Consider the following 26,643-nt stretch of genomic DNA (forward strand, 5'->3'; position numbering starts at 1 on the left):
ATCGATTTGCGTGACCCCAAAAGTGTCAACCATGTCCCCGAACAGGTGTAAGCTATGTCTCCGGGCTAAACAGCAGCGAAGCAATCCAGGATCTTGCCGCGGATGCGCTCTGGATTGCTTCGTCGCTGCGCTCCTCGCAATGACGGAAATCTTGGTGGGCGTCTCGTTTCAACAAACACGGTGTCGTCCCGGCGAACGCCGGGACCCGTAACCCCAGGAAGATGTTGTTGCGCGAGATGTTGGACCAGGCTTGTTTCACCACGGCCGCCGCGGAGTATGGGTGCCGGCGTTCGCCGGGACGACAGCGGAGGTCGTGGCGATTGCTTGGCTCACACCGGCAGTGCAATCGAGTACTTGACCTGACTCAGGGCAAAGCTGCTCTCGATCGAGGCGATGCCGTCGAGCCTTGTCAGCTTGGTCTTCAGGAACGCCTCATACGACGACAGGTCGGCCGCTACCACCCGCAGCATGTAGTCCCGATTGCCTGTCATCAGATAGCACTCCAGCACCTCGGGCCAGGCCGAGATCGCCTTCTCGAACCGTTTCAGGTCCTCCTCCTTCTGCCGAGCCAGCTTGATCGAGATGAACACCGAGACGTGCAGCCCGAGCGCCTTCTGGTCGACGGTGGCGATGTAGCGGGTGATGACGCCGCGCTCCTCCAGCAATTTCACGCGGCGATGGCAGGGCGAGACCGAGAGGCCCACCTTGTCGGCCAGCTCCTGCATGGTGATGCGGCCGTCGGCCTGGAGGTGGCCGAGAATCTTGCGGTCGATGGCGTCGAGTTCTGGCATTGGAATCAAGTCGCTGAAAATGAGTTCAGGTTGATAAAATATCCCAATAGAGCCGCTCTGTGCGCGAAAAATTGAGAATTCTGGCCGTGGCAAGAGGATTAAAGTCCACGAATCCAGCAATACCCGGGGAGCAGCGCCATGGCCACGCCATCCGCATCGTCAGACCGTCTCGATATCCTGAACGCGCTGACCCGCAAGGCGTTGTGGCTGTCGTCCTGGACCATCCATCACGCCAACCACATCAGGCCGAACACCGATGGCCTGAAGGTCGGCGGCCACCAGGCCTCGTCCGCCTCGCTCGCGACCATCCTGTCGGCGCTGTACTTCTCGGTGCTGCGCCCCGAGGACCGCGTCGCAGTGAAGCCGCATGCGAGCCCGGTGTTCCACGCGATCCAATATCTGTTCGGCCGGCAGACGCGCGAGAAGCTGGAGAATTTCCGGGGCTTCAAGGGCGCGCAATCCTACCCGTCGCGCACCAAGGACGTCGACGATGTCGACTTCTCCACCGGATCGGTCGGCCTCGGCGTCGCGCAGACGCTGTTCTCCTCGCTGGTGCAGGACTACGTGCACGCGCATGGCTGGATGAAGGATCGCCGCGAAGGCCGCATGATCGCGCTGGTCGGCGATGCCGAGATGGACGAGGGCAACATCTTCGAGGCGCTGGCCGAAGGCTGGAAGCATGGCCTGCGCAACACCTGGTGGATCGTCGACTACAACCGCCAGAGCTTGGACGCCGTCGTGCGCGAGGGCCTGTGGGAGAAGTTCGAGACCATGTTCCGCAATTTCGGCTGGGATGTGGTGATCGTGAAATACGGCCGGCTGATGCGCGAGGCCTTCGCCGAGCCCGGCGGCGAGGCGCTCAGGCGCTGGATCGACAATTGCCCGAACGCGCTCTACGCGGCGCTGTGCTTCCAGGGTGGGGCTGCCTTCCGCAAGCACATCCAGGACGAGATCGGCGACCAGGGCGACGTGACGCGGCTGCTCGACAAGCGCAATGACGACGAGCTGCTGGCGCTGATGTCCAATCTCGGCGGCCATGACATGGCGAGCATGCTGGAAGCGTTCGAGTCCATCGATCACGACCGCCCGGTGTGTTTCATTGCCTACACCATCAAGGGTGTCGGCCTGCCGTTCCAGGGCCACAAGGACAACCATGCCGGGCTGATGACGGTGGCGCAGATGGAGAAATGGCGCGCGCAGCAGAACATCCGTCCGGGCCATGAATGGGACAAGTTCGAGGGACTGACGCAGGATGCTTCGACGCTGGAGTCGTTCCTCGCCTCGGTGCCGTTCAACCGCGATGGCCGCCGGCTCGATGACGCCGTGTTCGACGTGCCCAGGCTGACCTTCACCGCCGCGGCCCAGATGTCGACGCAGCAGGGCTTTGGCCTGATCCTCAACGATCTCGCCCGCGGCGACACCGCAATGGCCTCGCGCATCGTGACGTCGTCGCCCGATGTCACCGTCTCGACCAATCTCGGTGCCTGGGTCAACCGCCGTGGCCTGTTCGCGCGCGCCGAGAAGGCCGATTTGTTCCGCAGCGAGAAGATCCCCTCGACCTTCAATTGGGCGGCCTCGCCGAAGGGCCAGCATATTGAGCTCGGCATCGCCGAGATGAACCTGTTCATCATGGCCTCCGCGCTCGGGCTGTCGCACGCCATCAACGGCGCGCGGCTGCTGCCGGTGGTCACCTTGTACGATCCCTTCATCGAGCGCGGCCTCGATGCGCTGAACTACGCCTGCTATCAGGATGCGCGTTTCATGGTCGTCGCGACGCCGTCGGGCGTCACCCTGGCGCCGGAAGGCGGCGCGCATCAGTCGATCGCGACGCCCTTGATCGGCATGGCGCAGGATGGGCTGTCCTCGTTCGAGCCGGCCTTCGTCGACGAGCTCGCCGCGATCATGAAGTGGGGCTTTACCCACATGCAAGCCACGCCGGGCGAGGGCGGCTCGGTCTATCTGCGGCTGTCGACGCGCACCATCGACCAGCCGCAGCGGATCATGACGCCCGAGCTGGAGTCCGACATCGCCGCGGGCGCCTATTGGCTGCGCAAGCCGGGCCCGAATGCGGAGGTGATCGTCGCCTACACCGGCGCGGTCGCGCCGGAGGCGATCGAGGCCACCGGGCTGATCGGCGAGTCCCGCCGCGACGTCGGCCTGCTCGCGATCACCTCGGCCGACCGGCTGCATGCCGGATGGACGGCGGCGCGCAGCCTGCGCCGGCATCGCCGCGGCGGGCAGCATCTCAGCCACATCGAGCAGTTGCTGGCGCCGCTGCCGCGCGATTGCGGCATCGTCACCGTCATCGACGGCCATCCGGCGACGCTCGGCTGGCTCGGCTCGGTGCGCGGCCATCGCGTCGAGGCGCTGGGTGTGGAGAAATTCGGCCAGACCGGCACGATCGACGACCTTTATCGCCACAACGGCATGGACGCGAACGCGATCATCGACGCCGCCGAGAGCCTCACCGGCGCCCCGGTGAGGCATCGCAAGATGGCGGTGTGAGAAGGGGGCGGAAACAAGGACGCCGCCTCGCTCACCTGGGGTGAAGGAGACGGCGTCGCAACTTGGATCAAATGTCTACGTGCTAAAAGGCCACGCAATAAGAACAGGCGAAAATATCGGTTCTGAAATCGTGTCCGGCGTCCTTTCGAGATGCCGGGATGTCTATGACGGGGAGATTAGCCACGGCGATCCAACGGCGATGTGAAGCAGTTCACATCTTGGAAATGAATCTTCGGCGACGGGAATTCTGCCATCCGGAATGATGGCCGGTTAGCGGCGAAAGAGGGAGCCACGCTTGTTGCGATGCAAAATGGAGCGGCGACGAAACGCAGGCGCGTCGGCTTGCGCCGGTCGCGGGCTTGCTCCTATATCCGCGGGACGCAACCCCGGCCCCCGCATGTGGCGGGTTCATCCCGCGGATCGCGCGTGCCAGGATGCCGGCCCGCGCGCTGCCGCCCCTCCATATGCTTCCACGTGAAGAGGTTTTCCGATGGTCAATCGCCTGCAATTCTACATCGACGGCGCCTGGGTCGATCCGGTCGTCAAGAAGTCCACCCCGGTCATCAATCCGGCGACCGAGGAGGCGATGTATGAGGTTGCGCTGGGCTCCAAGGCCGATGTCGACAAGGCCGTCGCCGCCGCCAAGCGCGCCTTCGATACCTTTTCGCAGACCTCGCGCGATGAGCGCGTCGCGCTGCTCGAAAAGATCATCGCGATCTACAAGGGCCGCATGAAGGAGATCGGCGCCGCCGTCTCCGACGAGATGGGCGCGCCGCTGCCGATGGCGGAGAAGCTGCAGGCCGGCGCCGGCCTCGGCCATCTGATGTCGACGCTCGACGTGCTTAAGAAATACGAGTTCGAGGAGACGCTTCCGGCGTCCGTGGTCGTGCGCGAGCCGGTGGGCGTGGTGGGCATGATCACGCCCTGGAACTGGCCGCTCAATCAGATCGCCTGCAAGGTCGCGCCGGCGCTGGCCGCGGGCTGCACCATGATCCTGAAGCCGTCGGAATTCACTCCGACCTCGGCGCTGATCTTCGCCGAGATCCTGCATGAAGCCGGCGTGCCGAAGGGCGTGTTCAACCTCATCAACGGCCTCGGGCCGGAGGTCGGCGCCGCCATGAGCGAACATCCGGACATCGACATGATCTCGTTCACCGGCTCAACCCGCGCCGGCATCGACGTCGCCAAGCGCGCAGCGCCGACGGTGAAGCGCGTCAGCCAGGAGCTCGGCGGCAAGTCGCCGAACGTGATCCTGGAGGGGGCCGACCTCACCAAGGCGGTGACCGGCGGCGTCATGCACATGTTCAACAACTCGGGCCAGTCCTGCAACGCGCCGTCGCGCATGATCGTGCCGGCCGCGCGGATGAAGGAAGTGGCCGCGATCGCCAAGGGCGTCGCCGACAAGACCAAGGCCGGCGATCCCCGCGGCGAGGGCACCACGATCGGCCCGGTCGTCAATCGCGGCCAGTGGGACAAGATCCAGGCCCTCATCAACAAGGGTATCGAGGAGGGCGCGACGCTCGTGGCTGGCGGTCCGGGCCTGCCCGAGGGCGTCAACAAGGGCTTCTACGTCCGTCCGACCATCTTCGCCGACGTCAAGCCTGACATGACGATCTCGCGCGAGGAGATTTTCGGGCCGGTTCTCGTCATCATCGGTGCGCAGGACGAGTCCGAGGCGGTGAAGATTGCCAACGACACGCCCTATGGTCTTGCCGGCTACGTCTCGGCTCCGACGATCGAGAAGGCCCGCGAGGTCGGTCGCAAGATCCGCGCCGGCAACGTCAATTTGCAGGGCGTGCCGAACGACCGCACCGCGCCGTTCGGCGGCTACAAGCAGTCCGGCAACGGCCGCGAATGGGGCAAGTTCGGTCTCGAGGAGTATCTCGAGGTCAAGGCGGTCGCGGGCTACAACGCGGCCTGATCGATGAGGATGCGTAGGGTGGGCAAAGCGCAGCGTGCCCACCGTTCGCGCCGACAACGAAGCAGGTGGGCACGGCGCTCCGCGCCTTTGCCCACCCTACGGGACCGGATGTCAGCCCCCCAGCGCGCCCTGCGTGTTCACGTAGAGTGCGTAGATCGACTGGCTGGCAGCCATGAACAGGCGGTTGCGCTTGAGGCCGCCGAAGCAGACGTTGGCGCAGCGCTCGGGCAAAGCGATGCGGCCGATCGGCGCGCCATCCGGCGCGAACACCATGACGCCATCGAGCTCGGGCGTGCCCATGCCCCAGCCGCACCAGAGATTGCCGTCGACGTCGCAGCGCATGCCGTCCGGCGTGCCTGGGCCGGCATCGATGTGGACGCGCTTGTTGGTGAGCGTCGTGCCGTCGGCGGAGACGTCATAGGCGAGGATCTTGCGCGTCGGCACGCCGCGGGATTCGACGATGTAGAGGATGGATTCGTCGGGCGAGAAGCACAGCCCGTTCGGCCCCAGCACGCCTTCGGCGACGATGGTCGCTTGGCCGGTGGCAGCGTCGATCCGGTACACGTGGGTGTCGATCTCCGGCTCGGCCTTGTAGCCCTCGTAATTGCCGAGCAGGCCGAAGGTCGGATCAGTGAACCAGATCGAGCCGTCGGACTTCACCACGACGTCGTTCGGCGAGTTCAGCCGCTTGCCGTTGAAGGAATCCATCAGCTCGGTGATCGAGCCGTCGTATTCGGTGCGCGTGACGCGGCGGCCGCCATGCTCGCAGGTGACGAGCCGTCCCTGCCGGTCACGGGTGTTGCCGTTGGCGAAATTGGAGGGCTTGCGGAAGATCGAGACCGCGCCGGTCTCCTCCTCCCATTTGAGGATGCGCTGGTTGGGAATATCGCTGCAGAGGAGATAGCGCCCGTCGCCAAACCACACCGGCCCCTCTGCCCAGCGCAGCCCGGTGGCGAGCCGCTCGACCGCGGAGAGCTTGAGCCAGTATTTCTCGAAGCGCGGATCCAGCGCCTGGATCGCCGGATCGGGATAGAAGGTGGCAGGGCGAAAGCCCTGCGCGTGAGCGTTTCCGTCGGACATTTGGCCGGTCCTGTTATTGCGCCGTTACGATCTCTGCTATCATCGCCAAGCAATGACCGCAAACCTGCGGGCCGAACAAGAGGGATGAAATGCCACGTATCTTGATGACCGGAGCGAGCGGTGGAATCGGCACTTCCTTGCGGAAGCTGCTGCCGCCGATCTATCCGGACCTTCTGCTCAGCGACCTCAGACCGCCGGCGGATCTGTCCAGCCAGGAGACGTTCAAGGCGGCCGATCTTGCCGACCTGTCCCAGGTCGAGGCGCTGTGCGAGGGCGTCGACGGCATCATCCATTTCGGCGGCTACTCGGTCGAAGGACCGTGGAGCGACATCCTGCAGGCCAACATCATCGGCGGCTACAACCTGTTCGAGGCCGCCCGCCGCAAGGGTGTGAAGCGCGTGGTGTTCGCGTCGTCGAACCACGCGGTCGGCTTCTATCCGCGCCATCGCAAGATCGACAACGACGTGCAGCCGCGCCCCGACGGCCGCTACGGCGTCAGCAAGGTGTTCGGCGAGGCGCTCGGGTCTCTGTATGCCGACAAGCACGGGCTGAAGGTCACGTGCCTCCGCATCGGCAATTTCGGCGACAAGCCGCTCGACAAGCGCCGTCTGTCGATCTGGCTGAAGCCGGAGGATCTCGTGCAGCTCTGCCGCATCGGCCTGGAGCATCCGGACATCCACTTCGAGGTGCTGTACGGCGCCTCGCTCAATGAACGCGCCTGGTGGGACAACCAGCGCGCCTATGATCTCGGCTACCGCCCGACCGGCCGCGCCGAGGATTTCCGCGAGCACGCCATGGCCGAGCAGGCCAAGCTGCCGGCCGATCCGATTGGGGACTATTTCCAGGGCGGCGCGTTCTGCACCACGGAGTTCGATGGCGACACCAGCCGGATCATCGATTGGGGGTGATCCAAGGTCGTCATTCCGGGGCGCGTCCGCAGGACGCGAACCCCGAATCTCGACATGAGAGTTTAAACCACTTCTGGATTCCGGGTTCGCGCTCCGCGCGCCCCGGAATAACGAGACAGAGCAACGAAAGAAAAGAAGACCATGACCGACGGCCTGCGCAAGGGACTGACCGCTTACGGCGATGCCGGATTCTCGCTGTTCCTGCGCAAGGCCTTCATCAAGGCGGCGGGCTATTCCGATGACGCGCTCGATCGTCCGATCGTCGGCATCACCAACACCTACAGCGACTACAATCCCTGCCATGGCAACGTGCCGCAGATTTTGGAAGCGGTGAAGCGCGGCGTCATGCTGTCCGGCGCGATGCCGTTCGTGTTTCCGACCATCTCGATCGCCGAGAGCTTTGCGCATCCGACCTCGATGTATCTGCGCAACCTGATGGCGATGGAGACCGAGGAGATGATCCGCGCGCAGCCGATGGACGCCGTTGTCGTCATCGGCGGTTGCGACAAGACCTTGCCGGCGCAGATCATGGCCGCGGTGTCCGCCGATCTGCCGACCGTGGTCATTCCGGTCGGACCGATGGTGGTCGGGCATCACAAGGGCGAGGTGCTCGGCGCCTGCACCGATTGCCGACGTCTCTGGGCGAAGTATCGCGCCGGTGAGATGGACGGCAGCGAGATCGATGCGGTCAACGGCCGGCTCGCGCCTTCGGTCGGCACCTGCATGGTGATGGGCACGGCCTCGACCATGGCCTGCGTCACCGAGGCGCTCGGCCTGTCCCTGCCGATGAGCGCGACCATCCCCGCGCCGCACGCCGAGCGCTTCCGCTCGGCCGAGGCCAGCGGCCGGGTCGCGGCTGAGATGGCCAAGGTGAAGGGACCGAAGCCGAGCGAACTGCTGACCCCTGCGGCGTTCCGGAATGCGCAGGTGGTGCTGCAGGCGATCGGCGGCTCGACCAACGGGCTCGTGCATCTCACCGCCATCGCCGGCCGGACGCCGCACAGGATCGACCTCGATGCGTTCGACTGCATCGGGCGCGAGGTGCCGGTGCTGGTCGACCTCAAGCCGTCCGGCGATCACTACATGGAGCATTTCCACCACGCCGGTGGCGTGCCGAAGCTGATGAAGCAGCTTGGCGATCTCATCGACCTCGATTGCCGCTCGATCACCGGCCAGTCGCTGCGCGACATCGTCGCTGCGGCGGAGGATGTTCCCGGGCAGGACGTGATCCGCGCGCGCGATGACGCGATCAAGCCGGAAGGCGGCCTTGCCGTGCTGCGCGGCAATCTGGCGCCGCGCGGCGCAGTCATCAAGCATTCGGCGGCGAGCCCGAAGCTGCTGCAACATACCGGGCGCGCCGTCGTGTTCGAGTCGGTGGAGGACATGACCCTGCGGGTCGATGATCCCGCTCTCGATGTTTCGGCCGACGACGTCCTGGTGTTGCGCAATGCCGGACCCAAGGGCGCGCCAGGCATGCCGGAGGCGGGGTACCTGCCGATTCCGAAGAAGCTCGCGCGCGGCGGCACCAAGGACATGGTGCGCATCTCCGATGCGCGCATGAGCGGCACAGCGTTCGGCACCATCGTCCTTCACATCACTCCGGAGTCCGCCGTCGGCGGTCCGCTGGCGCTGGTGCGGAGCGGCGACATGATCCGGCTCGATGTCGAAAAGCGCAGCATCGACCTGCTGGTCGACGACGCCGAGTTGGACCGGCGTCGCGCTGCGCTGAAGCAAGCCGCAACGCCCGAATGGGCCGAGCGCGGCTATGCGCATCTCTTCCATGCAACGATCCTGCAGGCCGACGACGGCTGCGATTTCGATTTCATGCGCCGGAAAGGGAAGAGTTGAGCGCAGTCCTACTTTCCCTTGCTGGTGAAACGCTTCACGGCGGCGCGGAATTCGTCGGTGTGCATGCAATTGATGATTGCATCCCGCTCGGCCGCCAGCTGGTCCTCGACCGAGCTGGTCGGTGCGCGATGGATCAGCGCCTTGGTCGCAGCGATCCCCGCCGGCATGTTCTGCGCCAGTCGCTGCGCCAGCGCTTCGGTGGCTGCAGCGAGCCCGGGGGCGGGGACGACTTTCGCGACCAAGCCCCATTCATGGGCCTGCGCGGCCGTGAAGCTGTCCTCCGCCAGGAAGATCTGCAACGCCCGCCTGATGCCCACAGTGGCGACCATGCCAACTGTACCGCCGCCGTCGGGCGACACGCCGAGCTTGGCATAGGCCGGCGTGAAGCGCGCGTCCTCGGCGGCGATGCAGAGGTCGGCGGCGAAGGTGAGCGACATCCCTGCGCCGGCGGCGGAGCCGTGCACGCTCGCCAGCACGATCTTGGGCATGCGCCGCAGGCTCGCGATGAAAGCATGGTAGTGATGCAGCAGTTCGCTGACGACAGGCGTGATGGTGTTGGCCTCAGCGGCAGCGCCGATCGTCTGCAGGTCGCCGCCGGCGCAGAAGGCGCGGCCTTCGCCTTTCAGGATCAGCACGCGGATGGTCTTGTCGGCCTCTACTTGGGCCGCAAGCAGCTCCAAGCGCTTCGCAATCGCAAGGTTGATGGCGTTGAACGCCGCCGGGCGGTCGAGCGTGATGGTCGCGATCGGACCCTCGATGCTCAGGCGGGCAGGTTCCGCTACGGCGTCCGACATTCATACCTCCCGGGCGTGGTTCTTGTTGCCGCATTTAAACCGCACGGCGGGACCGGTGACAATGCCGGGCAAGTCTGCCAAAACCCGGTTCCGTCGGCATGGACAATGACAGAATGGGGCAGCGCGCAGTGACGAAGGGACCGGTGGTGATCGTGGGTGCGGGGCATGCGGGATTCCAGCTCGCGACCTCGCTGCGTCAGGCAGGCTTTGCCGATCCCATTCACCTGATCAACGACGAACCGCATCTGCCGTATCAGCGCCCGCCGCTGTCGAAGGCCTATCTCAAGGGCACCGGCGGTCCCGAGACCCTGATGTTTCGGCCGCAGAAGTTCTACGCGGACCAGACCATCGATCTCGTCTACGATCGTGCCGTCGCGGTTCAGCGCGATCAGCGCAAGGTGCAGCTCGCCTCCGGTCGGACGCTCGACTATGGGCACCTCGTGTTCGCGACCGGCGCGCGCAACCGGCTGCTCGACATTCCCAATGCCAATCTCCCGGCCGTGCGCTATCTGCGCATTCTCGACGACAGCGAAACGCTGCGAGGCTTGCTCGCCGATGCCAAGCGGGCCGTGGTGATCGGCGCCGGCTTCATCGGTCTCGAATTCGCGGCGACCGCGCGGATCAAGGGCCTCGAGGTCGACGTGCTCGAGCTCGGCGCGCGGGTGATGGCGCGGGCCGTGACGGCGGAAATCTCCGACTACTTCCAGAAGCAGCATGCCGATGCCGGCGTGCAGATTCATCTCGGAGTGCAGTCCACCAGCATCGAGGCCGACGGCAACAAGGTCACCGGCGTCAGCCTCAGCGATGGTCGGCACATCCCCGCCGATCTCGTCGTGGTCGGCGTCGGCGTGCTGCCGAATGTCGAGCTCGCCGCCGAGGCGGGATTGCAGGTCGCCTCCGGCATCGTGGTCGACGAGTATCTGCTGACCAGCGATCCGCACATCTCGGCGATCGGCGATTGCGCGCTGTTCGCCAGCCAGCGCTTCGGCGGGACTCTGCGGCTGGAGTCGGTGCAGAACGCCACCGATCATGCCCGCTGCGTCGCGGCGCGGCTGACGGGCGACGTCAAGCCCTATGACGGGCAGCCGTGGTTCTGGAGCGATCAGGGCAATGACAAGCTCCAGATCGCGGGGCTCACCACGGGCTATGACCAGGTCGTGCTGCGCGGGGATCCGGCGCAAAAGGCATTCTCCGCATTCTGTTACAAAGAGGGCCGGCTGGTCGGCATCGAGTCGGTCAACCGCGCCGGCGACCATATGTTCGGCCGCAAGTTGCTTGCTGCGGGCGGCACCTTGGATGCAGCCAAGGCCGCTGATCCCAGCTTCGACCTGAAGAGCGCTCTCGCCTAGAGCAGCGCGCGCACCTCCTCGGCAGTGGGCATCGACGGGCCGGCGCCCATCCGCTGCACCGAGATCGACGCCGCAGCGTTGGCGTAGGCGATCGCATCCGCGATCGCCGCGCCCTGCGACAGTCGCGCCGCCAGCGCGCCGACGAAGCAGTCGCCGGCGCCCGTGGTGTCGACAGCCTTGACCGCGCGGCCTTCGACCAGCCTTGCCTCGGCACCAGAGACCGCGACCGCGCCGCGCGCGCCGAGCGTGACGCAGACCGTCTGATCGTCGCGAGGCTTGAGCGCAAGCACCGCCGTGATTACCTGCTGCGGCGTCGGCGCGTCGCCAAGCTCGATGCCGGCCAGGAAGCCGAGCTCGGTTTCGTTGAGCACGAGGACGTCGACCAGCGCGAACAGCTCGCGGCCAAAGGCGCTGGCGGGGGCGGGGTTGAGGATCGTGGTGGCGCCGGCGGCCTTCGCGCGCTGGAAGAAGGCGGCGATGGTCGCCTGCGGGATCTCGAACTGGCTCACCGCCACGTCGCCCGTTGTCAACGCAATCTGCGCCACATCGTCAGCGCTGACCTCGGCATTGGCGCCCGGGATCACCACGATCGTGTTGTCGGCGTTGGCCAGCGTGATGATCGCGGTGCCCGTCGACGCGTCCGCGCTGTCCTTGACCGCGGCGAGGTCGATGCCCTGGCCGGCGAGGAAGGCGCGCAGCTGCTCGCCGAAGGCGTCGCGGCCGAGGCGGCCGATCAGCGCCGTCGGCGCGCCGAGCTTGGCGGCTGAGACCGCCTGGTTCGCGCCCTTGCCGCCGGGAAAGTACATCACCGACCGGCCCGCGACGGTCTCGCCGATGCGCGGATGGCGCTCGGCCGCCGCCACCACATCCATGTTGATGCTGCCGGCGACGACGACCCGTCCCATCCGCTTTTCTCCCAAACAGCCGCTAGACGCGCGCCTCGAATTCCTGCCGGACCAGCTCGATATCGGTGAGCGTCGGCAGGCCGGCCTCGTTGCCGAGCTTCTGGATCTTGAACGTCGAGGCCGCGCGCGCGAACTCGAAATGCTCCTTCCAGCCCTTGGCGGGATCGGCGAGGTACGAATACACATACGCGCCGTGGAAGACGTCGCCGGCGCCATTGGTGTCGATCACGCGCTCGCGCGGGATCGGATAGGCCGGCAGCGTATGCACGGCGCCGACCTCGTCATACCAGAGCAGGCCCTTCTCGCCCTGGGTGACGCCGCCGATGCGGCAGCCGCGGCTCTTCAGGTAGTCGAGCATCTTTTCCGGCGTGAGATCCATCTGCTCGCACAGCCGCTCGGCGACGATCGCGACGTCGATATATTCGAGCAGCTCATGGGTGTTGGTGCGCAGGCCGCCGCCGTCGAGCGAGGTCAGGATGCCGGCCTCGCGGCACAGCTTGGCATAATGCAACGCGGCGTCGGGCTGGTGGCCGTCGACATGCAGCGCCCTGCAATTGCCGAGATTGAGCAGCGGGAACGGGTGGATATGCGCGTCGTCGCGGCAGCGCACGATGGCGCGCTTGCCGTCCTTCGGCATGATGAAGGACAGCGAGGAGGCATTGACCTTCCGGGGGTGGACCGAGATGCCGTATTTCGCGGTCATGTCCTGGAACATCCGCCCGAGCCAGTCATTCGCGACGGTCGCGATCAGGTCGGGCACAATGCCGAGCTTGGCGCAGCAAAATGCCGCAGTCACGGCATTGCCGCCGAACGAGACGGCATAGTCGGACGCCACGTGCTTCTCGTCCCCCGTCGGCATGTGGTCGGTGATGAATGTCACGTCGATGTAGGTCTGTCCGATGAAGAGGGCCTGCATTGCCATTTCTGTCTCACTAAGGGGTGATCGCGGCCCCGGCGCCGCAGATTAGCAAGCGGTCAAAGCGGATCAACGCTGAAATTCTTCGTCAAATCGTCACCTTGGTGGTTGAGATCGGCCGTCTGCTACCGGTGGCCCCCTGCCGCCGGCGCGCGGGTCGCGCTATGGTTGCCGGCCTGCAGAAACGCAGATTCGGGAGTGGAATATGACTGTCTATGCGGGTCCGGTGTTCGAGATGGCCACCAATCAGTTCAACGTGATCGCCGACCATCTTGGTATCCCAGCCGACGAGCGGGACCGGCTGCTGTTGCCGAAGCGGGCGATCACCGTCTCGTGTCCGATCCACAAGGATGATGGCACGATCTCGGTCTACGAAGGCTACCGGGTCCAGCATCTGCTGACGATGGGGCCGACCAAGGGCGGCACGCGGTTCGCCCCGACGGTCGACATTGGCGAGGTCGCCGCGCTCGCGATCTGGATGAGCTGGAAATGCGCGCTGGTCGGCTTGCCCTATGGCGGCGCCAAGGGCGGCATCAACGTCGATCTCTCCAAGCTGTCGAAGCGCGAGCTCGAATCGCTGTCGCGCCGCTACATGCAGGAGATGATCCCGTTCGTCGGCCCGCATACCGACGTGATGGCGCCCGACATGGGCACCAATGAGCAGGTGATGGCCTGGTTCATGGACACGTATTCGATGTACCAGGGCCAGACCGTGACCGAGATCGTCACCGGCAAGCCGGTGTTCTCCGGCGGCACGCTCGGCCGCCGCGAGGCGACCGGCCGCGGCGTCGCCCATGTGTCGCGGCGGGTGATGGATGAGCTGGGCATCGACCCGACCACGTCCACGGCCGTAGTGCAGGGCTTCGGCAATGTCGGCTCCTACGCCGCGCTCGGCTTCCACCAGATGGGCATGAAGGTGATTGCGGTCAGCGATCACACTGGCGCCCTCCATGATCCGCGTGGCCTCGACATCCCGGCGCTGATGGAGCATGCGACCAGGCACGGCAGCATTGCGGGCTTCTCCACCGAACTCGCCTTCGATCCACACCAGATACTGACCCTGGCCTGTGACATCCTCGTGCCGGCGGCCGTCGAGCGCGTGATCGACGCCAAGGTGGCGGCGCATCTGAAATGCCGGGTGATCGCGGAAGCCGCCAACGGTCCGACCACGCCGGATGCCGATCTCGTGCTGGAGCAGCGCCGCAAGGAGATCTTCCTCATTCCCGACATCCTCTGCAATTCCGGCGGCGTCATCGTCAGCTACTTCGAATGGGTGCAGGATCTGCAGCAGCTGTTCTGGGAGGAAGAGGAGGTGATGCGCAGGGAGTACCAGATCCTCGACCGCGCCTTCGAGCGGATGCTGGCGCGCGCCAAGGCCGACGACATCTCGCACCGGACCGCGGCGATGGCGATCGGGGTAGAGAAGGTGCGCAACGCCAAGAACTCGCGAGGGCTGTTTCCGTGATCACCGGGCTCGACCACGTCGTCGTCCTGCTGCAGGACATCCAGGCCGGCAGCGCCGCGTTCGAGACGCTGCTGGCGCGCAAGCCGTCCTGGCAGAATTCGGGCGAGGGCGCCGACCGCGTCCTGTTCACGCTCGACAACATGAGCCTGGAGCTGATGGCGCCGGCGGGGGAGAGCCCCGCCGCCGACCGCATCCGCAACGTCATCAAGATCTGGGGAGAGGGGCTCGCCAGCATCTGCTTTGCCACCGGCGATATCGGCAAGATGCATCGGCGGCTCGAGCGGGTCGCGCTGAAGCCGGATCCGATTGCCGAGGTCGACAACACCGATCGCGTCTCCGGCCAGACGCTGCATTGGAAGCGCACCCGTGCGATGACCGATCTGACGCGCGGCGTGCGCATGTTCTTCCTCGAGCTTGCCGAGCCGCGCCCGCCGTCCGCCAAGACCGCCGATACGGCCGTGCTCGGCCTCGACCATATCGTGATCTCGACCGAGGATCCCGAACGCGCCGCCGCGCTCTACGGCGCCCGGCTCGGCCTCGACATGGCGCTCGACCGCAGCCATCAGGAATGGGGGCAGTTGATGTTCTTCCGCTGCGGCGACCTGATCGTCGAGGTGGTGAAGCGGCCGGTCGCCGGCAACGACAAGGCCCATGACAAGCTGTGGGGCCTGAGCTGGCGCGTCGCCGACATCGATGCCACGCGCGCGCGGCTGCTCGCCGCCGGCCTGCAGGTCTCCGAGCCCAGAGTTGGGCGCAAGCCCGGCACACGGGTGATGAGCCTCTACAGCGGCACCTGCGGCATCCACACGCTGATCCTGGAGAAGACCCCGCGCGTGGCGGAGTGAGGGATTCGCGGAGCGTGGAGAGGCGTTCGGACAACGGCACGGCAGGTCGCGAGCAACGCTAGGGCGTCGGGATGCGCTCAGCTCTTTCGACTCGTTATGGCCGGGCTCGTCCCGGCCATCCACGTAGCACCGCACACGCCGAACGACGTGGATGGCCGGGACGGGCCCGGGAATGACGAGAATTCCCTTGGCAGTCTCGACGCCGCGCAAGGGCAGGCGGTGATATAGATTGGGACGGTTTCCAGAGTTTCGCCTCAGCCGATGACCTCTCCTATCGTCGTCCCTTCGTCTGGTCCGCGCCGTGTCTTCATGCTCGGCGCGACGGGAACGATCGGCCGCGCCACCGTGCGTGCGCTGGTCGCGCGGGGGCATGAGGTGGTCTGCTTCGTCCGTCCGCGCCAGGACGCCGTGCGGGTCCAGGGCGCCACCGTCAGAACGGGCGACGTCACCGATCCCGTCTCGCTCGCGCGCGACGGCTTTCGCGGTGAGCATTTCGACGCCGTGGTGTCCTGCATGGCATCGCGGACCGGCGTGCCGCGCGATGCCTGGGCGGTCGACCACCAGGCTCATGTGAACGTGCTGAAGGCCGGCCGCAATGCAGGCGTGACGCACTTCGTGATGCTGTCTGCCATCTGCGTGCAGAAGCCGCTGCTGGCGTTTCAGCAGGCCAAGCTGGCGTTCGAAGCGCATCTGATGGAGCAGGGCCTGATCCATTCGATCGTTCGTCCCACCGCGTTCTTCAAGTCGCTGTCCGGGCAGGTCGAGCGTGTCAGACAGGGCCGGCCATATCTCGTGTTCGGCGATGGCCGTCTCACCGCGTGCAAGCCGATCAGCGACGCCGATCTCGGCGACTACTTGGCCGGCTGCCTCGATGACGAGAGCCGCTGCAATCGCGTGCTGCCAATCGGCGGCCCCGGACCGGCCATCACGCCGCTGGAGCAGGGCGAGCATCTGTTCGCGCTGCTCGGACGCAAGCCGCACATCCGCCACGTCCCGGTGGCGCTGCTCGACGTCGTCATCCGCGGGCTCGATCTTGCCGGTCGGGTCGTGCCGTCGCTCGCCGACAAGGCGGAGCTCGCCCGCATCGGCCGCTACTACGCCACCGAATCCATGCTGGTGCTCGACCCCGCCACCGGCCGCTACGACGCCGACGCCACGCCGTCGACGGGTTCGGAGACGCTGTTCGACTACTACGCCAGGCTGATCCGCGGCGAGGCCACGGCCGAGCGCGGCGACCACGCGGTGTTCTGAAATCGCCAGCGCGCTGTTGAGCATTCCACCCTCTCCATCGTCATGGCCGGGCTTGACCCGGCCATCCATCACTCTTCGCGAGAAGATGGATGCCCGGGTCAAGCCCGGGCATGACGAGTAACTCAATAGCTCGCCCCTCGGCGGTCTCCTTATGCGCGGCGTCATTGCGAGGAGCGCAAGCGACGGAGCAATCCAGAGTCGCATGCCCAGCCCTGGATTGCTTCCGCCGTCGCCCTTCGGGCTTTGGCGGACACGTCGCATCGCTCGCAATGACGATGGTGAGAGCTGTGTTTGGGACGATGAGACTTGTGCTGAAGGCGGTGAGACATGCGGTCACCCCCTCGCGGCGCGGTTCGCGTCCGAGCTTTGCGCTTCGTCCTGCCCTCTCCGAAAAGAGGGCACGGGGAATGCCGGGCGCTGGCCGCACCCATGGCCCGCCTGCGGAAAAAAATGCAGGCGGCAGGAACCACAGGTTCAGCCGAGACATCCCGGCATTCCCCGCGCGATGGTTTTGACGGCTGCTTCGCGTTCTCCCCGGTGCTCCGGGCTTTCTGGCCACCGTTGCCCGCGCGGCGCGTGAGCGCCAACGCAAGCGTGACACCAGCGTCGGGGTGTCAGGACCACGCGACTTGACCGTGCGCATCGATGCCGTTCGTCGGCGCGGAAAACCACGCTGCGACACCAACACGCCCACCGCATCCCGCCTCAACGTTCGTGACGACCGCGAAGCGCCCCTCTTGTGAGACGGGACGGCGCGCGTATAACATGATTTCTGATGAAGCGAAACAAAAATCTTGCAATTCGAAAACAAAGCGAGGAGCGCTACGTAAAGTCGGTAGGGCGGATTAGCGAAGCGTAATCCGCCGCGCCAGCAGCAGCGGCATTGTAACAGCGGGTCGCTTGAGCGTGGTTGTGACCGGGGGCCGGATCGCTGATGAAGAGCGTGTCCTTCAACAGCAGTTGACCGTGTCAGCGGCGGATTACGCTTCGCTAATCCGCCCTACGAACTGCCGCCCAGGCCGTCATGGCTGGGCCGTCTGAAGTCAAGACCGAGGGGCTATCGCGAGAGCGACGATCGCGTCAGCCCCCCAACCACACACGGCACGCTCGCAAACCCGCGAAATCTGACCCGCCCCCCACGCACCGCCTCGCCGTCCAGCTGATAGTTCGGAAACCGCGCCAGAAACCGCGAGATCGCCACCGCGCCCTCCAGCCTTGCCAGCGCCATGCCGGCGCATTGGTGCGCGCCGGTGCCGAAGGCGAGGTGACGGTTGGCGGGGCGGGCGATGTCGAAGCGTTCGGGGTCGTCGAACTGGGCGGGGTCGCGGTTCGCGGCGCCGATGCACAGCGTGACGGAGGTGCCAGCCTCGAGCCTGACGCCGCCGAGCTCGACGGGCTCCGTGGTCATCCGGTTGCCGAGCTGGTTGGAGCTCTCGTAGCGCAGGATTTCTTCGACCGCGGTGCGGATCAGGCCGGGCGCCTCGATCAGCCGCTGCCGCTCGGCCGGATGCTGGCACAGCAGCACGAGGCCGTTGCCGATCAGGTTGGTCGTGGTCTCGTGGCCGGCATTGAGCAGGAAGATGCAGTTGTGCAGCAGCTCCGTCTCGCTCAGCCGCTCGCCGTCGGCCTCGCCCTGGATCAGCCGCGTCAGCACGTCGCGCTCGGGATTGCCGGGGGCGGCGCGCCGGCGCGCGACCAGGGTTTCGAGATAGGTCAGCATGTCGCCGACGGCCTGGTTGCCGCGTGACAACTGCTCCGGCGTCAGCACCGGCTCCAGCGCGCCGAGGATGGCGAGAGACCAGTCGCGCAGCGGCGCGCGCTCGTCATGCGGCACGCCGAGCAGGTTGCCGATCACCTCGATCGGAATCGCGGCGGCGAAATCCTCGATCAGCTCGAATCTGTCCTTGGTCGCGATCCGGTCGAGCAGCCCGTCGACCAGCGCGATCAGCGCAGGCTCCATCTCGGCGATCGCGCGCGGCGACAGCGCGCCCATGATCAGGCGGCGCACCCGCGTGTGCGCCGGAGGATCGTTGAAGACGAGGCTCGTCGTGTGATGCTCGTACAGCAGCGAGTTGCCGTATTTGGGCGCGAACTCGCGCTTCTTGTCCGACGAGAACGTCTTGGTCGCCTTGTAGGCGGTGACCAGATCGTCGTAGCGGGTGAGGAAATAGGAGCCGTTGCGCATGCGCTTGACCGGGGCGTGCCGGCGCAGCGCGCGATAGGTCGGGTAGGGATCGGCGTAGAACTCCCGCGTCAGGCTCTCGAGATCGAACTGGCTGGCGAGCGCTGCGTCGTCGGTCATGTCTGGTCCTCCCGGCCGATTCTTGTTTTTGTCCCGGTGACCGTCGCATGGCGCGCGGCGGAAGAAAATGCGCCCGCCGCGGCGGTCCCGGCGCGGCACTGCATCCACTGATGGGGCGGTGCCGCAGATCCGCCGCTTTGAGAGGTATAAAAGTGCCTTTGGTGGTCGTGAAATCCCACCTGCAATTTCAGGGACTTGGCCGCCGACCCTGCTGCGCCGCGGCATCTTTCTTGACATCAATCAAGTGAGTATTTACTCACGGCCGATGTCCACTTTGCGCATGACAAGCGATCTCCGGAGGCAGCTGATCCTCGGTGCAGCCAAGCGCTGCTTCGCGCGTCATGGCTATGCCGGCACCACGACCAAGAGCGTGGCCGCGGCGGCGGCGATCTCCGAAGCGCTGCTGTTCAAACATTTCCCCTCCAAGGCGGCGCTCTATGCGGAGATCCTCACCGAGGAGTGCGAGACCGATCCGGATTTCGAGGTGCTGCTCAGTCAGGAACCTTCGACCGCGACGCTGGTCATGATGATGGCCGGGATGGTCCGGCATTTCCTCGGGATCGCCGACGGCCCCAATGAGGAAGAAGAGCAGCGGCTGCGGCTGATGGCGTCGAGCCATCTCGACGATGGCGAATTCGCAAGGCTGCTGTATACGAAGATCGATGATCTGATCGGCGCCAAGTTCGTTAACTCCTTGGAAAGCGCGGTTGCGTGTGGTGATGCCGTGCGTCTCGTGGCTGCGCCCCGTGACCTGTTCTGGTTCGCGCACCACACCGTATTGATGGCGGCCTTGACGCGGCTTCCATCCGTTCCGTGTGTGCCGTATGGAACTGCTGCGAGCCTGGAGCGCCAGCTCAGCGAATTCATTCTCCGCGGCATCGGCCTGACCGATGCCGCCATTGCGTGCCACCTCGATCACGAATTGTCGCAACCTCCGGCCCGGCCGGCGACGGCAGAAAGTGCATGACATGAACATTGCGACGGAACCCAAGCTCTCCGGAAAGCCGGTCGACGACAAGCCGCGCAAGCGCACCCGCCCGGTGCTGTGGTTCATCGTCGTGGGCGCGCTGCTCGCGGCGCTGGTCGGCGGCTTCGTGTGGTTCAACATGTTCCGCGACAAGATGATCGCGCAGTTCTTCGCCAACATGAAGCCCCCGCCGCTCAATGTCAGCGTCGCGACGGCGAGTTCGGAGACGGTGCCGAACCTGTTGACCGCAGTCGGCGATCTCGCCGCCGTTCATCAGGTCAACGTCACCTCCGACGCCTCGGGCCGCATCACCGACATCATGTTCACGCCGGGCACGACGGTGAAGCAGGGCACGCCGCTGGTGCAGCTCTATGATGCGCCGGAGCAGGGCGACCTCGCCAACTACAAGGCCCAGGTCACCGTGGCGCAATTGTCGCTCGACCGAGCCAAGCAATTGGCCTCGCGCCAGTTCGGCCCGCAGGCGACCGTCGACCAGGCCCAGGCCGCCTACGACCAGGCCCAGGCCGGCGTCGCCAAGACCGAAGCGCTGATCGCGCAGAAGCTCGTGCGCGCGCCGTTCGACGGCGACCTCGGCGTCCGCAAGGTCGAAGTCGGCCAGTATCTGTCCGCCGGATCGCAGATCGTGTCGCTGACCGATCTGTCGCAGCTCTGGGTCAACTTCACCGTGACCGAAAAGGACAGCGGTCAGCTCAAGGTCGGACAGACCGTGCGCGTCGGCGTCGATGCCTATCCGGGCAAGACGTTCGAGGGCAAGATCACCACGATCGAGCCGCAGATCGCGACCGACACACGCAACATCCGGGTGCAGGCGACGATCGCCAATCCGGAGCGCATCCTCAGGCCCGGCATGTTCGCGACCACCACGGTCGTACTGCCGGACAAGCCGCCGGTGCTGACGGTGCCGGAGACCGCTGTCGACTACACGCTCTATGGCGACTCGGTGTTCGTCATCAACGAGAAGAAGACCGACGACGGCAAGACCGCGCTGACGGCCGACCGCATCTATGTGCAGACCGGCGACCGCATCAACGGCCGCGCGGTGATCCTCAAGGGCCTCAAGGAAGGCGATCGCGTCGTCGCCGTCGGCCAGCTCAAGATTCAGTCCGGCGCCGCGGTCGCGATCTCCACCGATCCGCTGCCGCCGGTCCCGGCGAAGCCGCCGCGCTACTGAGCGACCTCTGAGCCAATGCCGGGCCGCCTGATCGTGGCGGCCCGTCCGGACCTCATCTGACCTCTGCTGACGGGATTGCCGCGATGCGTTTCACCGATATCTTCATCAAGCGCCCGGTGCTGTCGGTCGTGGTCAGCCTGCTCATTCTGCTGCTCGGCCTGCGCGCCGCCTTCGTGCTGCCGATCCGGCAATATCCGAAGCTGTCGAACACGGTCGTCAACGTCACGACGGTCTATCCCGGCGCGTCCGCCGACCTGATGCAGGGCTTCATCACCACCCCGCTGGAGCAGGCGGTCGCCTCCGCCGAGGGCGTCGACTACATCACCTCGTCCTCGGTGCAGGGCACCAGCACGATCCAGGTGTTCATCAAGCTGAATTTCGATCCGAACCAGGCGCTCACCGAGGTGCTCGCCAAGGTCAATTCGGTCCGCTACCTGATCCCGAAGGAATCCAACGACCCGATCGTCACCAAGACGACGGGCCAGACGACCTCGGTGATGTATCTCGGCTTCTCCAGCGAGGAGCTGTCGGGATCGGCGATATCCGACTACCTGACGCGCGTGGTCCAGCCGGTGCTGTCGACGGTCGACGGCGTCGCCGCGGCGAACATTCTCGGCGGCCAGACCTTTGCGATGCGGATCTGGCTCAACCCCGAGAAGATGGCCGGCCGCAACGTGTCGCCGACCGACGTCGCGGCAGCGATCGCGGCCAACAACTTCCAGTCCGCGGCCGGACAGGCCAAGGGCTACTTCATCGTCTCCAACGTCACGACCAATACCGGCCTGACCGACGTCAACCAGTTCAAGCGGATGATCGTCAAGGCCAAGGACGGCGGCTTCGTTCGCATGGAGGATATCGCGACCGTCGAGCTCGCGGCGCAGAGCACCGACGCCAGCGTCGCCTTCAACGGCGAGCGCGCCATCTTCATCGGCGTCGATGCGACGCCACAGGGCAACCCGCTCAACATCGTCAGGGGTGTGCGCGCGCTGTTCCCGGACCTCGAGCGCAACCTGCCGCCGTCGATGAAGATGAAGGTGGCCTACGATTCCACCAAGTTCATCCAGTCGTCGATCGACGAGGTCGAGCACACGCTCGGCGAGGCCGTGCTGATCGTCATCGTGGTCATCTTCCTGTTCCTGGCCTCGCTGCGCTCGGTCATCATCCCCGTCGTGACGATCCCGCTGTCGCTGATCGGCGTCTGCACGATGATGCTGGCGCTTGGCTTTAGCATCAACCTGCTGACCCTGCTGGCGATGGTTCTGGCGATCGGCCTCGTCGTGGACGACGCCATCGTCGTGGTGGAGAACATCCACCGCCATCTGGAGGAGGGCAAGGCACCCGTGCAGGCTGCGCTGCAGGGCGCCCGCGAGATCGTCGGCCCCGTCATCTCGATGACGATCACCCTGGCCGCGGTGTATGCCCCCATCGGCTTCCTCGGCGGTCTCACCGGCTCGCTGTTCCGCGAATTCGCCTTCACGCTCGCCGGCTCGGTCATCGTCTCCGGCGTGATCGCCCTGACCCTGTCGCCGATGATGTGCTCGGTGCTGCTGCGCAGCGCCGAGGAGGGCCGCTTCGCGCGGCTCGTCAACCGGGTGTTCGGCGCGATGACGCGCTGGTACGGCCGCCAGCTCGACCGCTCACTCGACTACCGGCCGGTGACGGCGCTGTTCGCGCTGACGATCCTCGGCCTCGTCGGCTTCCTCTACATGCACACCGCCAAGGAGCTGGCGCCGGAGGAGGATCAGGGCATCGTGTTCTCGATCACCAAGGCGCCGAAATACGCCAATATCGACTACATCAACTTCTACACCGACAAGGTCGACAAGGCGTTCCAGAAGTTCCCGGAGACCGATCTTCGCTTCGTCCTGAACGGCATCCAAGGCCCGCAAGGCGGCTTTGCCGGCATGCTGCTCAAGCCGTGGGACGAGCGCACGCGCTCCTCGATCAAGCTGAAGCCGCTGGTGCAGGCGGAGCTGTCGAAGATCGAGGGCATCAACGCCTTCGCCTTCAACCTGCCGGCGCTGCCGGGCGGCCCCGGCGGCCTGCCGGTGCAGATGGTGATCAGCTCGACCAGCGGCTTCCAGGCGGTCTATGAGCAGATGGCCAAGCTGAAGGACGCCGCACGCAAGAGCGGCATGTTCATCGTCTCCGACAGCGACCTCGAGTTCAACCAGCCGGTGGTCAAGGTCTGGATCGATCGCAGCAAGGCGAGCGATCTCGGCATCACCATGCAGTCGATCGGCAACACCCTGGCCGTGCTGCTCGGCGGCAACTACATCAACCGCTTCAACCTCGAGGGCCGCTCCTATCAGGTGATTCCGCAGGTGCCGCGCGACAAGCGGATCTCGCCCGAATCGCTGTCCGGCTACTATGTCGCGACCTCGGCTGGCCAGCAGGTGCCGCTGTCGACCGTCGTCAACATCGAGACCGCGACCGACCCGAACTCGCTGACGCATTTCAACCAGCTCAACTCGGCGACCTTCTCCGCCGTGCCGATGCCGGGCGTCACCGTGGGGCAGGCGGTCGACTTCCTGGAGAAGCAGGCCAAGAACCTGCCGTCCGGCTTCAGCCACGACTATCTCGCCGACGCCCGTCAATACGTCCAGGAGGGCAATCAGCTCGCCATCACCTTCGGCTTCGCGCTGATCATCATCTTCCTGGTGCTGGCGGCGCAGTTCGAGAGCCTCAGGGATCCGCTGGTCATCATGATCAGCGTGCCCATGGCGATCGTCGGCGCGCTGATTCCGCTGTTCTTCGGGCTGGCGACCATGAACATCTACACCCAGGTCGGCCTGCTGACCCTGGTCGGCCTGATCACCAAGCACGGCATCCTGATGGTGGAGTTCGCCAACGAGCTGCAGCTCAACGAGGGGATGGACCGCCGCACCGCCATCGAGACGTCCGCGCGCATCCGCCTGCGGCCGATCCTGATGACCACGGCGGCGATGGTCACCGGCCTGATCCCGCTGTTGACCGCGACCGGCGCCGGAGCCGCCAGCCGCTTCTCGATCGGCCTCGTGGTCGTCGCCGGCATGTCGATCGGCACCTTGTTCACGCTGTTCGTGCTGCCGGCCGTCTACACCGTCATCGCCACCAACCACCAGGCCGCTGCCAAGTCGCAGCGCGCCCGGCAGATCGCCCAGTTCGACGCCGAGACCGATCATGCGCTGAAGGCGACGTGAGCGGGCAGTTTCTTTGGGTTGCTGAAGATCAACGGCGGCTGCTCCTGGCAGTCGCCGTTTTTGTCGGGCCGTCTCTTACTCCCTTTACTGGCGTCACGGCCGGCGGCGCCCGCCGCGGCGCTCAGCACAGCGGCCTCCTAAAGAACAGATGGTCGAGCAGGATCAGCAGAGCGGCGATGCCGATGATGATGAGAAACGCGAAGGCGTAGTGCAATGACCGATGGAAGTGCGCGCGATAGGCGCGGGAATATTCGTCGGCAGTCACACGGCGGAGCGTGAACCAGCCGCGCCATTCCGGTGCATGGCTCGCCATCAAGACCCGCTCGCGAAACGCCAGCGCCCAGATCACGACGCCAGCCCCCATGTCGACGATCGTCAACAATCGCAGGAGATCCTCAGCCATTCGAGCTAGCATGGAGAGACCTCGCTCACTCTTCCTGCTGCGGATCGAGCGCGTCGCGCAGGCCGTCGCCGAGGAGGTTGAGGGACAGCACCACCAGGAAGATCGCGAGCCCCGGCCAGATCGCCATCCAGGGGGCATTGGTGAGGAAGCGCTGGGCGGCGTTGAGCATGCTGCCCCAGGACGGCGCCGGCGGCTGCTGGCCCAGGCCCAGGAACGACAGCGCGGCCTCGGCGATGATGGCGGCGGCGACCGACAGCGTCGCCTGCACCAGCAGCGCCGGCATGATGTTGGGCAGGATGTGCCTGACCGCGATCTGCAGGTCGGTATCGCCGACGCTGCGGGCGGCCTCGGCATATTCCTCGACCTTGACGCTCAGCACCTCGCCGCGGGTCAGCCGGACGAAGATCGGCGTCGCCGAGATGCCAATCGCGATCATCGCATTGCCGAGGCTCGGGCCCAGAAACGCCGCCAGCGCGATCGCCAGGATCAGGAACGGGCAGGCCAGCATCGCGTCGGTGATGCGGCTGATCAGGGCATCGATGAAGCCGCCGCGATAGCCTGCGGTCATGCCGATGGGGACGCCGATCGCCAGCGCGATGGCGACCGAGATCGCGCCGGCCAGCAGCGAGGCGCGCGCTCCATAGATCACGCGGGCCAGCACGTCGCGGCCGAGATCGTCGGTGCCGAACCAATGCGCCGCGGACGGCGCCTTGCGCACGAGCGCCCAGCTCGTCTTGACGGGATCGTAGGGCGCCACCAGCGGCGCTGATACGGCGAGCAGGATGAAGGCCGTGATCAGGCCGAGCCCGACCATTGCGCCTTTGCGCTTCACCAGCCGGCGCCAGGTGCGCTGCATCGGCCGTTCGAGCGGAGCGAGGGCGCGTGCTCCTGATGGAGCCGACAGCGTCGTCTCGGCCATCTCAGCTCCTCAGCCTGGGATTGACGAGGACATAGGCGAGATCGGCGATCAGGTTCAGCATGATGTAGACGGTGGCGGTGACCAGCACGACGCCCTGCACGACGGCGTAGTCGCGATTGAACACGGCGTCGACGATCAGCTTGCCGAAGCCGGGGATCGAGAAGATCTGCTCGGTCAGCACCGCGCCGGACAACAGCGTGCCGAGCTCGAGCGCGCCCAGCGTGATGACAGGCGTCAGGGCGTTGCGCAGCGCGTGGCGCAGGATGACCTGGCGCTCGGAGATGCCCTTGGCGCGGGCGGTGCGGATGTAGTCGCTGCCCAGGACCTGCAGCATGGCGCTGCGGGTGTGGCGCATCAGGATCGCGGCGATGGCATTGCCGAGCACGAAGGCCGGCATGATGGTGGCGGCGAGGCTGGCGCGCCAGTCCTCGGCGGGCGAGACGTAACCGGAGGCGGGGAGCCAGCCGAGCTGGATCGAGAACAGGAAGATCAGCATGATGCCGAGCCAGAAGTTCGGCGTCGAAATGCCCCACAGTGCGAAAAGGTTGGCGGCATAGTCCCAGGCCGTCCCGCGCTTCACGGCGGAAACGATGCCGGCGGGAATGCCGATCAGGAACGCGATCACGATCGCCATCGAGGCGAGCTGCAGGGTCACGGGCAGCTTCTGCAGGATGAGATCGCGCACCGGCATCTTGATGCGCAAGGACTCGCCGAAATCGCCCGAGAGCACGCCCTTCATCCAGTAGCCGTACTGGACGGGCAGCGGCTGGTCGAGGCGATACTGCTTGCGGATCTGCTCGATGACAGCGGGATCGCGCTCCTCGCCGGCCATGACGAGCGCGGGATCGCCGGGCAGCAGCTGCTGCAGCGAGAAGATCAGGATCGAGACGAAGATCAAGGTCGGAATGATCTGGGCGATGCGGCGGGCGAGGAAGGTCAGCATGATCAGTGCCTCTCCCGACGCTGATGCTTGCAATCAGACTCCGGTCGTGCCGCTTGCGTTCCCTCCCCCCTTGTGGGGGAGGGACAGGGAGGGGGGTGCCCCAAGCGAGATCGGAGTGCGTGGCACCCCCCTCCCCAACCCTCCCCCACAAGGGGGG

Annotated in this window: 20 protein-coding genes; 11 read left to right on the forward strand and 9 right to left on the reverse strand. The window is 65.8% G+C overall.

Going from position 1 to position 26,643, the window contains the following annotated elements; all coding sequences use genetic code 11:
* Positions 1-329: 329 nt before the first annotated feature.
* Positions 330-791, reverse strand: coding sequence for an Lrp/AsnC family transcriptional regulator (locus QX010_RS30875; protein ID WP_316183402.1), 462 nt, complete (start codon positions 789-791; stop codon positions 330-332).
* 138 nt (positions 792-929) lie between these two features.
* Between QX010_RS30875 and QX010_RS30880 the strand changes: the two genes are divergently transcribed.
* Both QX010_RS30880 and QX010_RS30885 read left to right on the forward strand, forming a co-directional pair.
* Positions 930-3,296 (forward strand): transketolase, encoded by a 2,367-nt coding sequence (locus QX010_RS30880; RefSeq protein ID WP_316183403.1) that lies wholly within the window; start codon positions 930-932, stop codon positions 3,294-3,296.
* 490 nt (positions 3,297-3,786) lie between these two features.
* Positions 3,787-5,217: an aldehyde dehydrogenase family protein gene (locus QX010_RS30885; protein ID WP_316183404.1), complete on the forward strand. Its 1,431-nt coding sequence runs from the start codon at positions 3,787-3,789 to the stop codon at positions 5,215-5,217.
* Between the two features lie 111 nt (positions 5,218-5,328).
* Here QX010_RS30885 and QX010_RS30890 read toward each other — a convergent pair whose 3' ends face one another.
* Positions 5,329-6,297 carry an SMP-30/gluconolactonase/LRE family protein gene (locus QX010_RS30890; protein ID WP_316183405.1) on the reverse strand — a complete coding sequence of 323 codons (969 nt, stop codon included), beginning with the start codon at positions 6,295-6,297 and terminating at the stop codon, positions 5,329-5,331.
* Positions 6,298-6,386: 89 nt separating this feature from the next.
* Here QX010_RS30890 and QX010_RS30895 point away from each other — a divergent pair, with 89 nt between their 5' ends.
* Together QX010_RS30895 and QX010_RS30900 are read left to right on the forward strand one after the other, a co-directional pair.
* Positions 6,387-7,205, forward strand: a complete 819-nt coding sequence (locus tag QX010_RS30895) for an NAD(P)-dependent oxidoreductase (RefSeq protein WP_315805865.1) — start codon at positions 6,387-6,389, stop codon at positions 7,203-7,205.
* Between the two features lie 141 nt (positions 7,206-7,346).
* The gene (locus QX010_RS30900; RefSeq protein WP_316183406.1) at positions 7,347-9,053 is read left to right on the forward strand and encodes an IlvD/Edd family dehydratase; all 1,707 of its coding nucleotides are present in this window, start codon (positions 7,347-7,349) and stop codon (positions 9,051-9,053) included.
* An 8-nt stretch (positions 9,054-9,061) separates the two neighbouring features.
* Here the strand turns inward: QX010_RS30900 and QX010_RS30905 are convergent, their stop codons facing one another.
* Positions 9,062-9,847: an enoyl-CoA hydratase/isomerase family protein gene (locus QX010_RS30905; protein ID WP_316183407.1), complete on the reverse strand. Its 786-nt coding sequence runs from the start codon at positions 9,845-9,847 to the stop codon at positions 9,062-9,064.
* A 113-nt stretch (positions 9,848-9,960) separates the two neighbouring features.
* On the opposite strand from QX010_RS30905, the gene QX010_RS30910 reads away from it, so the two are divergent.
* Positions 9,961-11,196: an NAD(P)/FAD-dependent oxidoreductase gene (locus QX010_RS30910; RefSeq protein ID WP_316183408.1), complete on the forward strand. Its 1,236-nt coding sequence runs from the start codon at positions 9,961-9,963 to the stop codon at positions 11,194-11,196.
* On the opposite strand, the gene rbsK is transcribed toward QX010_RS30910, so the two are convergent.
* Both rbsK and QX010_RS30920 read right to left on the reverse strand, forming a co-directional pair.
* Positions 11,193-12,101, reverse strand: a complete 909-nt coding sequence (gene rbsK, locus QX010_RS30915) for a ribokinase (RefSeq protein ID WP_316183409.1) — start codon at positions 12,099-12,101, stop codon at positions 11,193-11,195. The genes QX010_RS30910 and rbsK overlap by 4 nt on opposite strands.
* 22 nt (positions 12,102-12,123) lie before the next feature.
* Positions 12,124-13,017: a sugar kinase gene (locus tag QX010_RS30920; protein ID WP_316183432.1), complete on the reverse strand. Its 894-nt coding sequence runs from the start codon at positions 13,015-13,017 to the stop codon at positions 12,124-12,126.
* Positions 13,018-13,222: 205 nt separating this feature from the next.
* Between QX010_RS30920 and QX010_RS30925 the strand changes: the two genes are divergently transcribed.
* From QX010_RS30925 to QX010_RS30935, 3 genes are all read left to right on the forward strand, one after another.
* Entirely contained in the window at positions 13,223-14,482 is a 1,260-nt protein-coding gene (locus QX010_RS30925) for a Glu/Leu/Phe/Val dehydrogenase (RefSeq protein ID WP_315805861.1), read from the forward strand.
* Positions 14,479-15,327, forward strand: coding sequence for a VOC family protein (locus QX010_RS30930; protein WP_316183410.1), 849 nt, complete (start codon positions 14,479-14,481; stop codon positions 15,325-15,327). Before QX010_RS30925 ends, QX010_RS30930 begins: the two co-directional genes overlap by 4 nt.
* A gap of 309 nt (positions 15,328-15,636) precedes the next feature.
* Entirely contained in the window at positions 15,637-16,578 is a 942-nt protein-coding gene (locus QX010_RS30935) for an NAD(P)H-binding protein (protein ID WP_316183433.1), read from the forward strand.
* A 1,057-nt stretch (positions 16,579-17,635) separates the two neighbouring features.
* Here the strand turns inward: QX010_RS30935 and QX010_RS30940 are convergent.
* Positions 17,636-18,880 carry a cytochrome P450 gene (locus tag QX010_RS30940; protein WP_316183411.1) on the reverse strand — a complete coding sequence of 415 codons (1,245 nt, stop codon included), beginning with the start codon at positions 18,878-18,880 and terminating at the stop codon, positions 17,636-17,638.
* Positions 18,881-19,160: 280 nt separating this feature from the next.
* Between QX010_RS30940 and QX010_RS30945 the strand changes: the two genes are divergently transcribed.
* The 3 genes from QX010_RS30945 to QX010_RS30955 all read left to right on the forward strand — a co-directional run bounded on the left by QX010_RS30945 (position 19,161) and on the right by QX010_RS30955 (position 24,221).
* Complete coding sequence (locus QX010_RS30945) at positions 19,161-19,847, forward strand: helix-turn-helix domain-containing protein (protein WP_315801391.1); 687 nt, start codon at positions 19,161-19,163, stop codon at positions 19,845-19,847.
* 1 nt (position 19,848) lies between these two features.
* Positions 19,849-21,039, forward strand: coding sequence for an efflux RND transporter periplasmic adaptor subunit (locus QX010_RS30950; protein WP_315801367.1), 1,191 nt, complete (start codon positions 19,849-19,851; stop codon positions 21,037-21,039).
* 83 nt (positions 21,040-21,122) lie between these two features.
* Complete coding sequence (locus QX010_RS30955; protein ID WP_316183412.1) at positions 21,123-24,221, forward strand: MexW/MexI family multidrug efflux RND transporter permease subunit; 3,099 nt, start codon at positions 21,123-21,125, stop codon at positions 24,219-24,221.
* 121 nt (positions 24,222-24,342) lie between these two features.
* Here the strand turns inward: QX010_RS30955 and QX010_RS30960 are convergent, their stop codons facing one another.
* The 3 genes from QX010_RS30960 to QX010_RS30970 all read right to left on the reverse strand — a co-directional run bounded on the left by QX010_RS30960 (position 24,343) and on the right by QX010_RS30970 (position 26,486).
* Entirely contained in the window at positions 24,343-24,624 is a 282-nt protein-coding gene (locus QX010_RS30960; RefSeq protein WP_316183413.1) for a hypothetical protein, read from the reverse strand.
* 25 nt (positions 24,625-24,649) lie between these two features.
* Entirely contained in the window at positions 24,650-25,480 is an 831-nt protein-coding gene (locus tag QX010_RS30965) for an ABC transporter permease (RefSeq protein WP_316183434.1), read from the reverse strand.
* 64 nt (positions 25,481-25,544) lie between these two features.
* The gene (locus tag QX010_RS30970) at positions 25,545-26,486 is read right to left on the reverse strand and encodes an ABC transporter permease (RefSeq protein WP_316183414.1); all 942 of its coding nucleotides are present in this window, start codon (positions 26,484-26,486) and stop codon (positions 25,545-25,547) included.
* Between the last annotated feature and the right edge of the window lie 157 nt (positions 26,487-26,643).

The sequence above is a fragment of the Bradyrhizobium sp. SZCCHNRI1009 genome (assembly GCF_032487575.1).
GTDB lineage: Bacteria > Pseudomonadota > Alphaproteobacteria > Rhizobiales > Xanthobacteraceae > Bradyrhizobium.

What these genes read in the sequence shown, in the direction of transcription:
- QX010_RS30965 (WP_316183434.1), bottom strand. Translation starts at nt 25,480, where the DNA reads ATGCAGCGCACCTGGCGCCGGCTGGTGAAGCGCAAAGGCGCAATGGTC.
- QX010_RS30910 (WP_316183408.1), top strand. Translation starts at nt 9,961, where the DNA reads ATGGGGCAGCGCGCAGTGACGAAGGGACCGGTGGTGATCGTGGGTGCG.
- QX010_RS30945 (WP_315801391.1), top strand. Translation starts at nt 19,161, where the DNA reads ATGACAAGCGATCTCCGGAGGCAGCTGATCCTCGGTGCAGCCAAGCGC.
- QX010_RS30970 (WP_316183414.1), bottom strand. Translation starts at nt 26,486, where the DNA reads ATGCTGACCTTCCTCGCCCGCCGCATCGCCCAGATCATTCCGACCTTG.
- QX010_RS30900 (WP_316183406.1), top strand. Translation starts at nt 7,347, where the DNA reads ATGACCGACGGCCTGCGCAAGGGACTGACCGCTTACGGCGATGCCGGA.
- rbsK (WP_316183409.1), bottom strand. Translation starts at nt 12,101, where the DNA reads ATGGGACGGGTCGTCGTCGCCGGCAGCATCAACATGGATGTGGTGGCG.
- QX010_RS30955 (WP_316183412.1), top strand. Translation starts at nt 21,123, where the DNA reads ATGCGTTTCACCGATATCTTCATCAAGCGCCCGGTGCTGTCGGTCGTG.
- QX010_RS30905 (WP_316183407.1), bottom strand. Translation starts at nt 9,847, where the DNA reads ATGTCGGACGCCGTAGCGGAACCTGCCCGCCTGAGCATCGAGGGTCCG.
- QX010_RS30940 (WP_316183411.1), bottom strand. Translation starts at nt 18,880, where the DNA reads ATGACCGACGACGCAGCGCTCGCCAGCCAGTTCGATCTCGAGAGCCTG.
- QX010_RS30880 (WP_316183403.1), top strand. Translation starts at nt 930, where the DNA reads ATGGCCACGCCATCCGCATCGTCAGACCGTCTCGATATCCTGAACGCG.
- QX010_RS30960 (WP_316183413.1), bottom strand. Translation starts at nt 24,624, where the DNA reads ATGGCTGAGGATCTCCTGCGATTGTTGACGATCGTCGACATGGGGGCT.
- QX010_RS30920 (WP_316183432.1), bottom strand. Translation starts at nt 13,017, where the DNA reads ATGCAGGCCCTCTTCATCGGACAGACCTACATCGACGTGACATTCATC.
- QX010_RS30950 (WP_315801367.1), top strand. Translation starts at nt 19,849, where the DNA reads ATGAACATTGCGACGGAACCCAAGCTCTCCGGAAAGCCGGTCGACGAC.
- QX010_RS30885 (WP_316183404.1), top strand. Translation starts at nt 3,787, where the DNA reads ATGGTCAATCGCCTGCAATTCTACATCGACGGCGCCTGGGTCGATCCG.
- QX010_RS30875 (WP_316183402.1), bottom strand. Translation starts at nt 791, where the DNA reads ATGCCAGAACTCGACGCCATCGACCGCAAGATTCTCGGCCACCTCCAG.
- QX010_RS30890 (WP_316183405.1), bottom strand. Translation starts at nt 6,297, where the DNA reads ATGTCCGACGGAAACGCTCACGCGCAGGGCTTTCGCCCTGCCACCTTC.
- QX010_RS30925 (WP_315805861.1), top strand. Translation starts at nt 13,223, where the DNA reads ATGACTGTCTATGCGGGTCCGGTGTTCGAGATGGCCACCAATCAGTTC.
- QX010_RS30935 (WP_316183433.1), top strand. Translation starts at nt 15,637, where the DNA reads ATGCTCGGCGCGACGGGAACGATCGGCCGCGCCACCGTGCGTGCGCTG.
- QX010_RS30895 (WP_315805865.1), top strand. Translation starts at nt 6,387, where the DNA reads ATGCCACGTATCTTGATGACCGGAGCGAGCGGTGGAATCGGCACTTCC.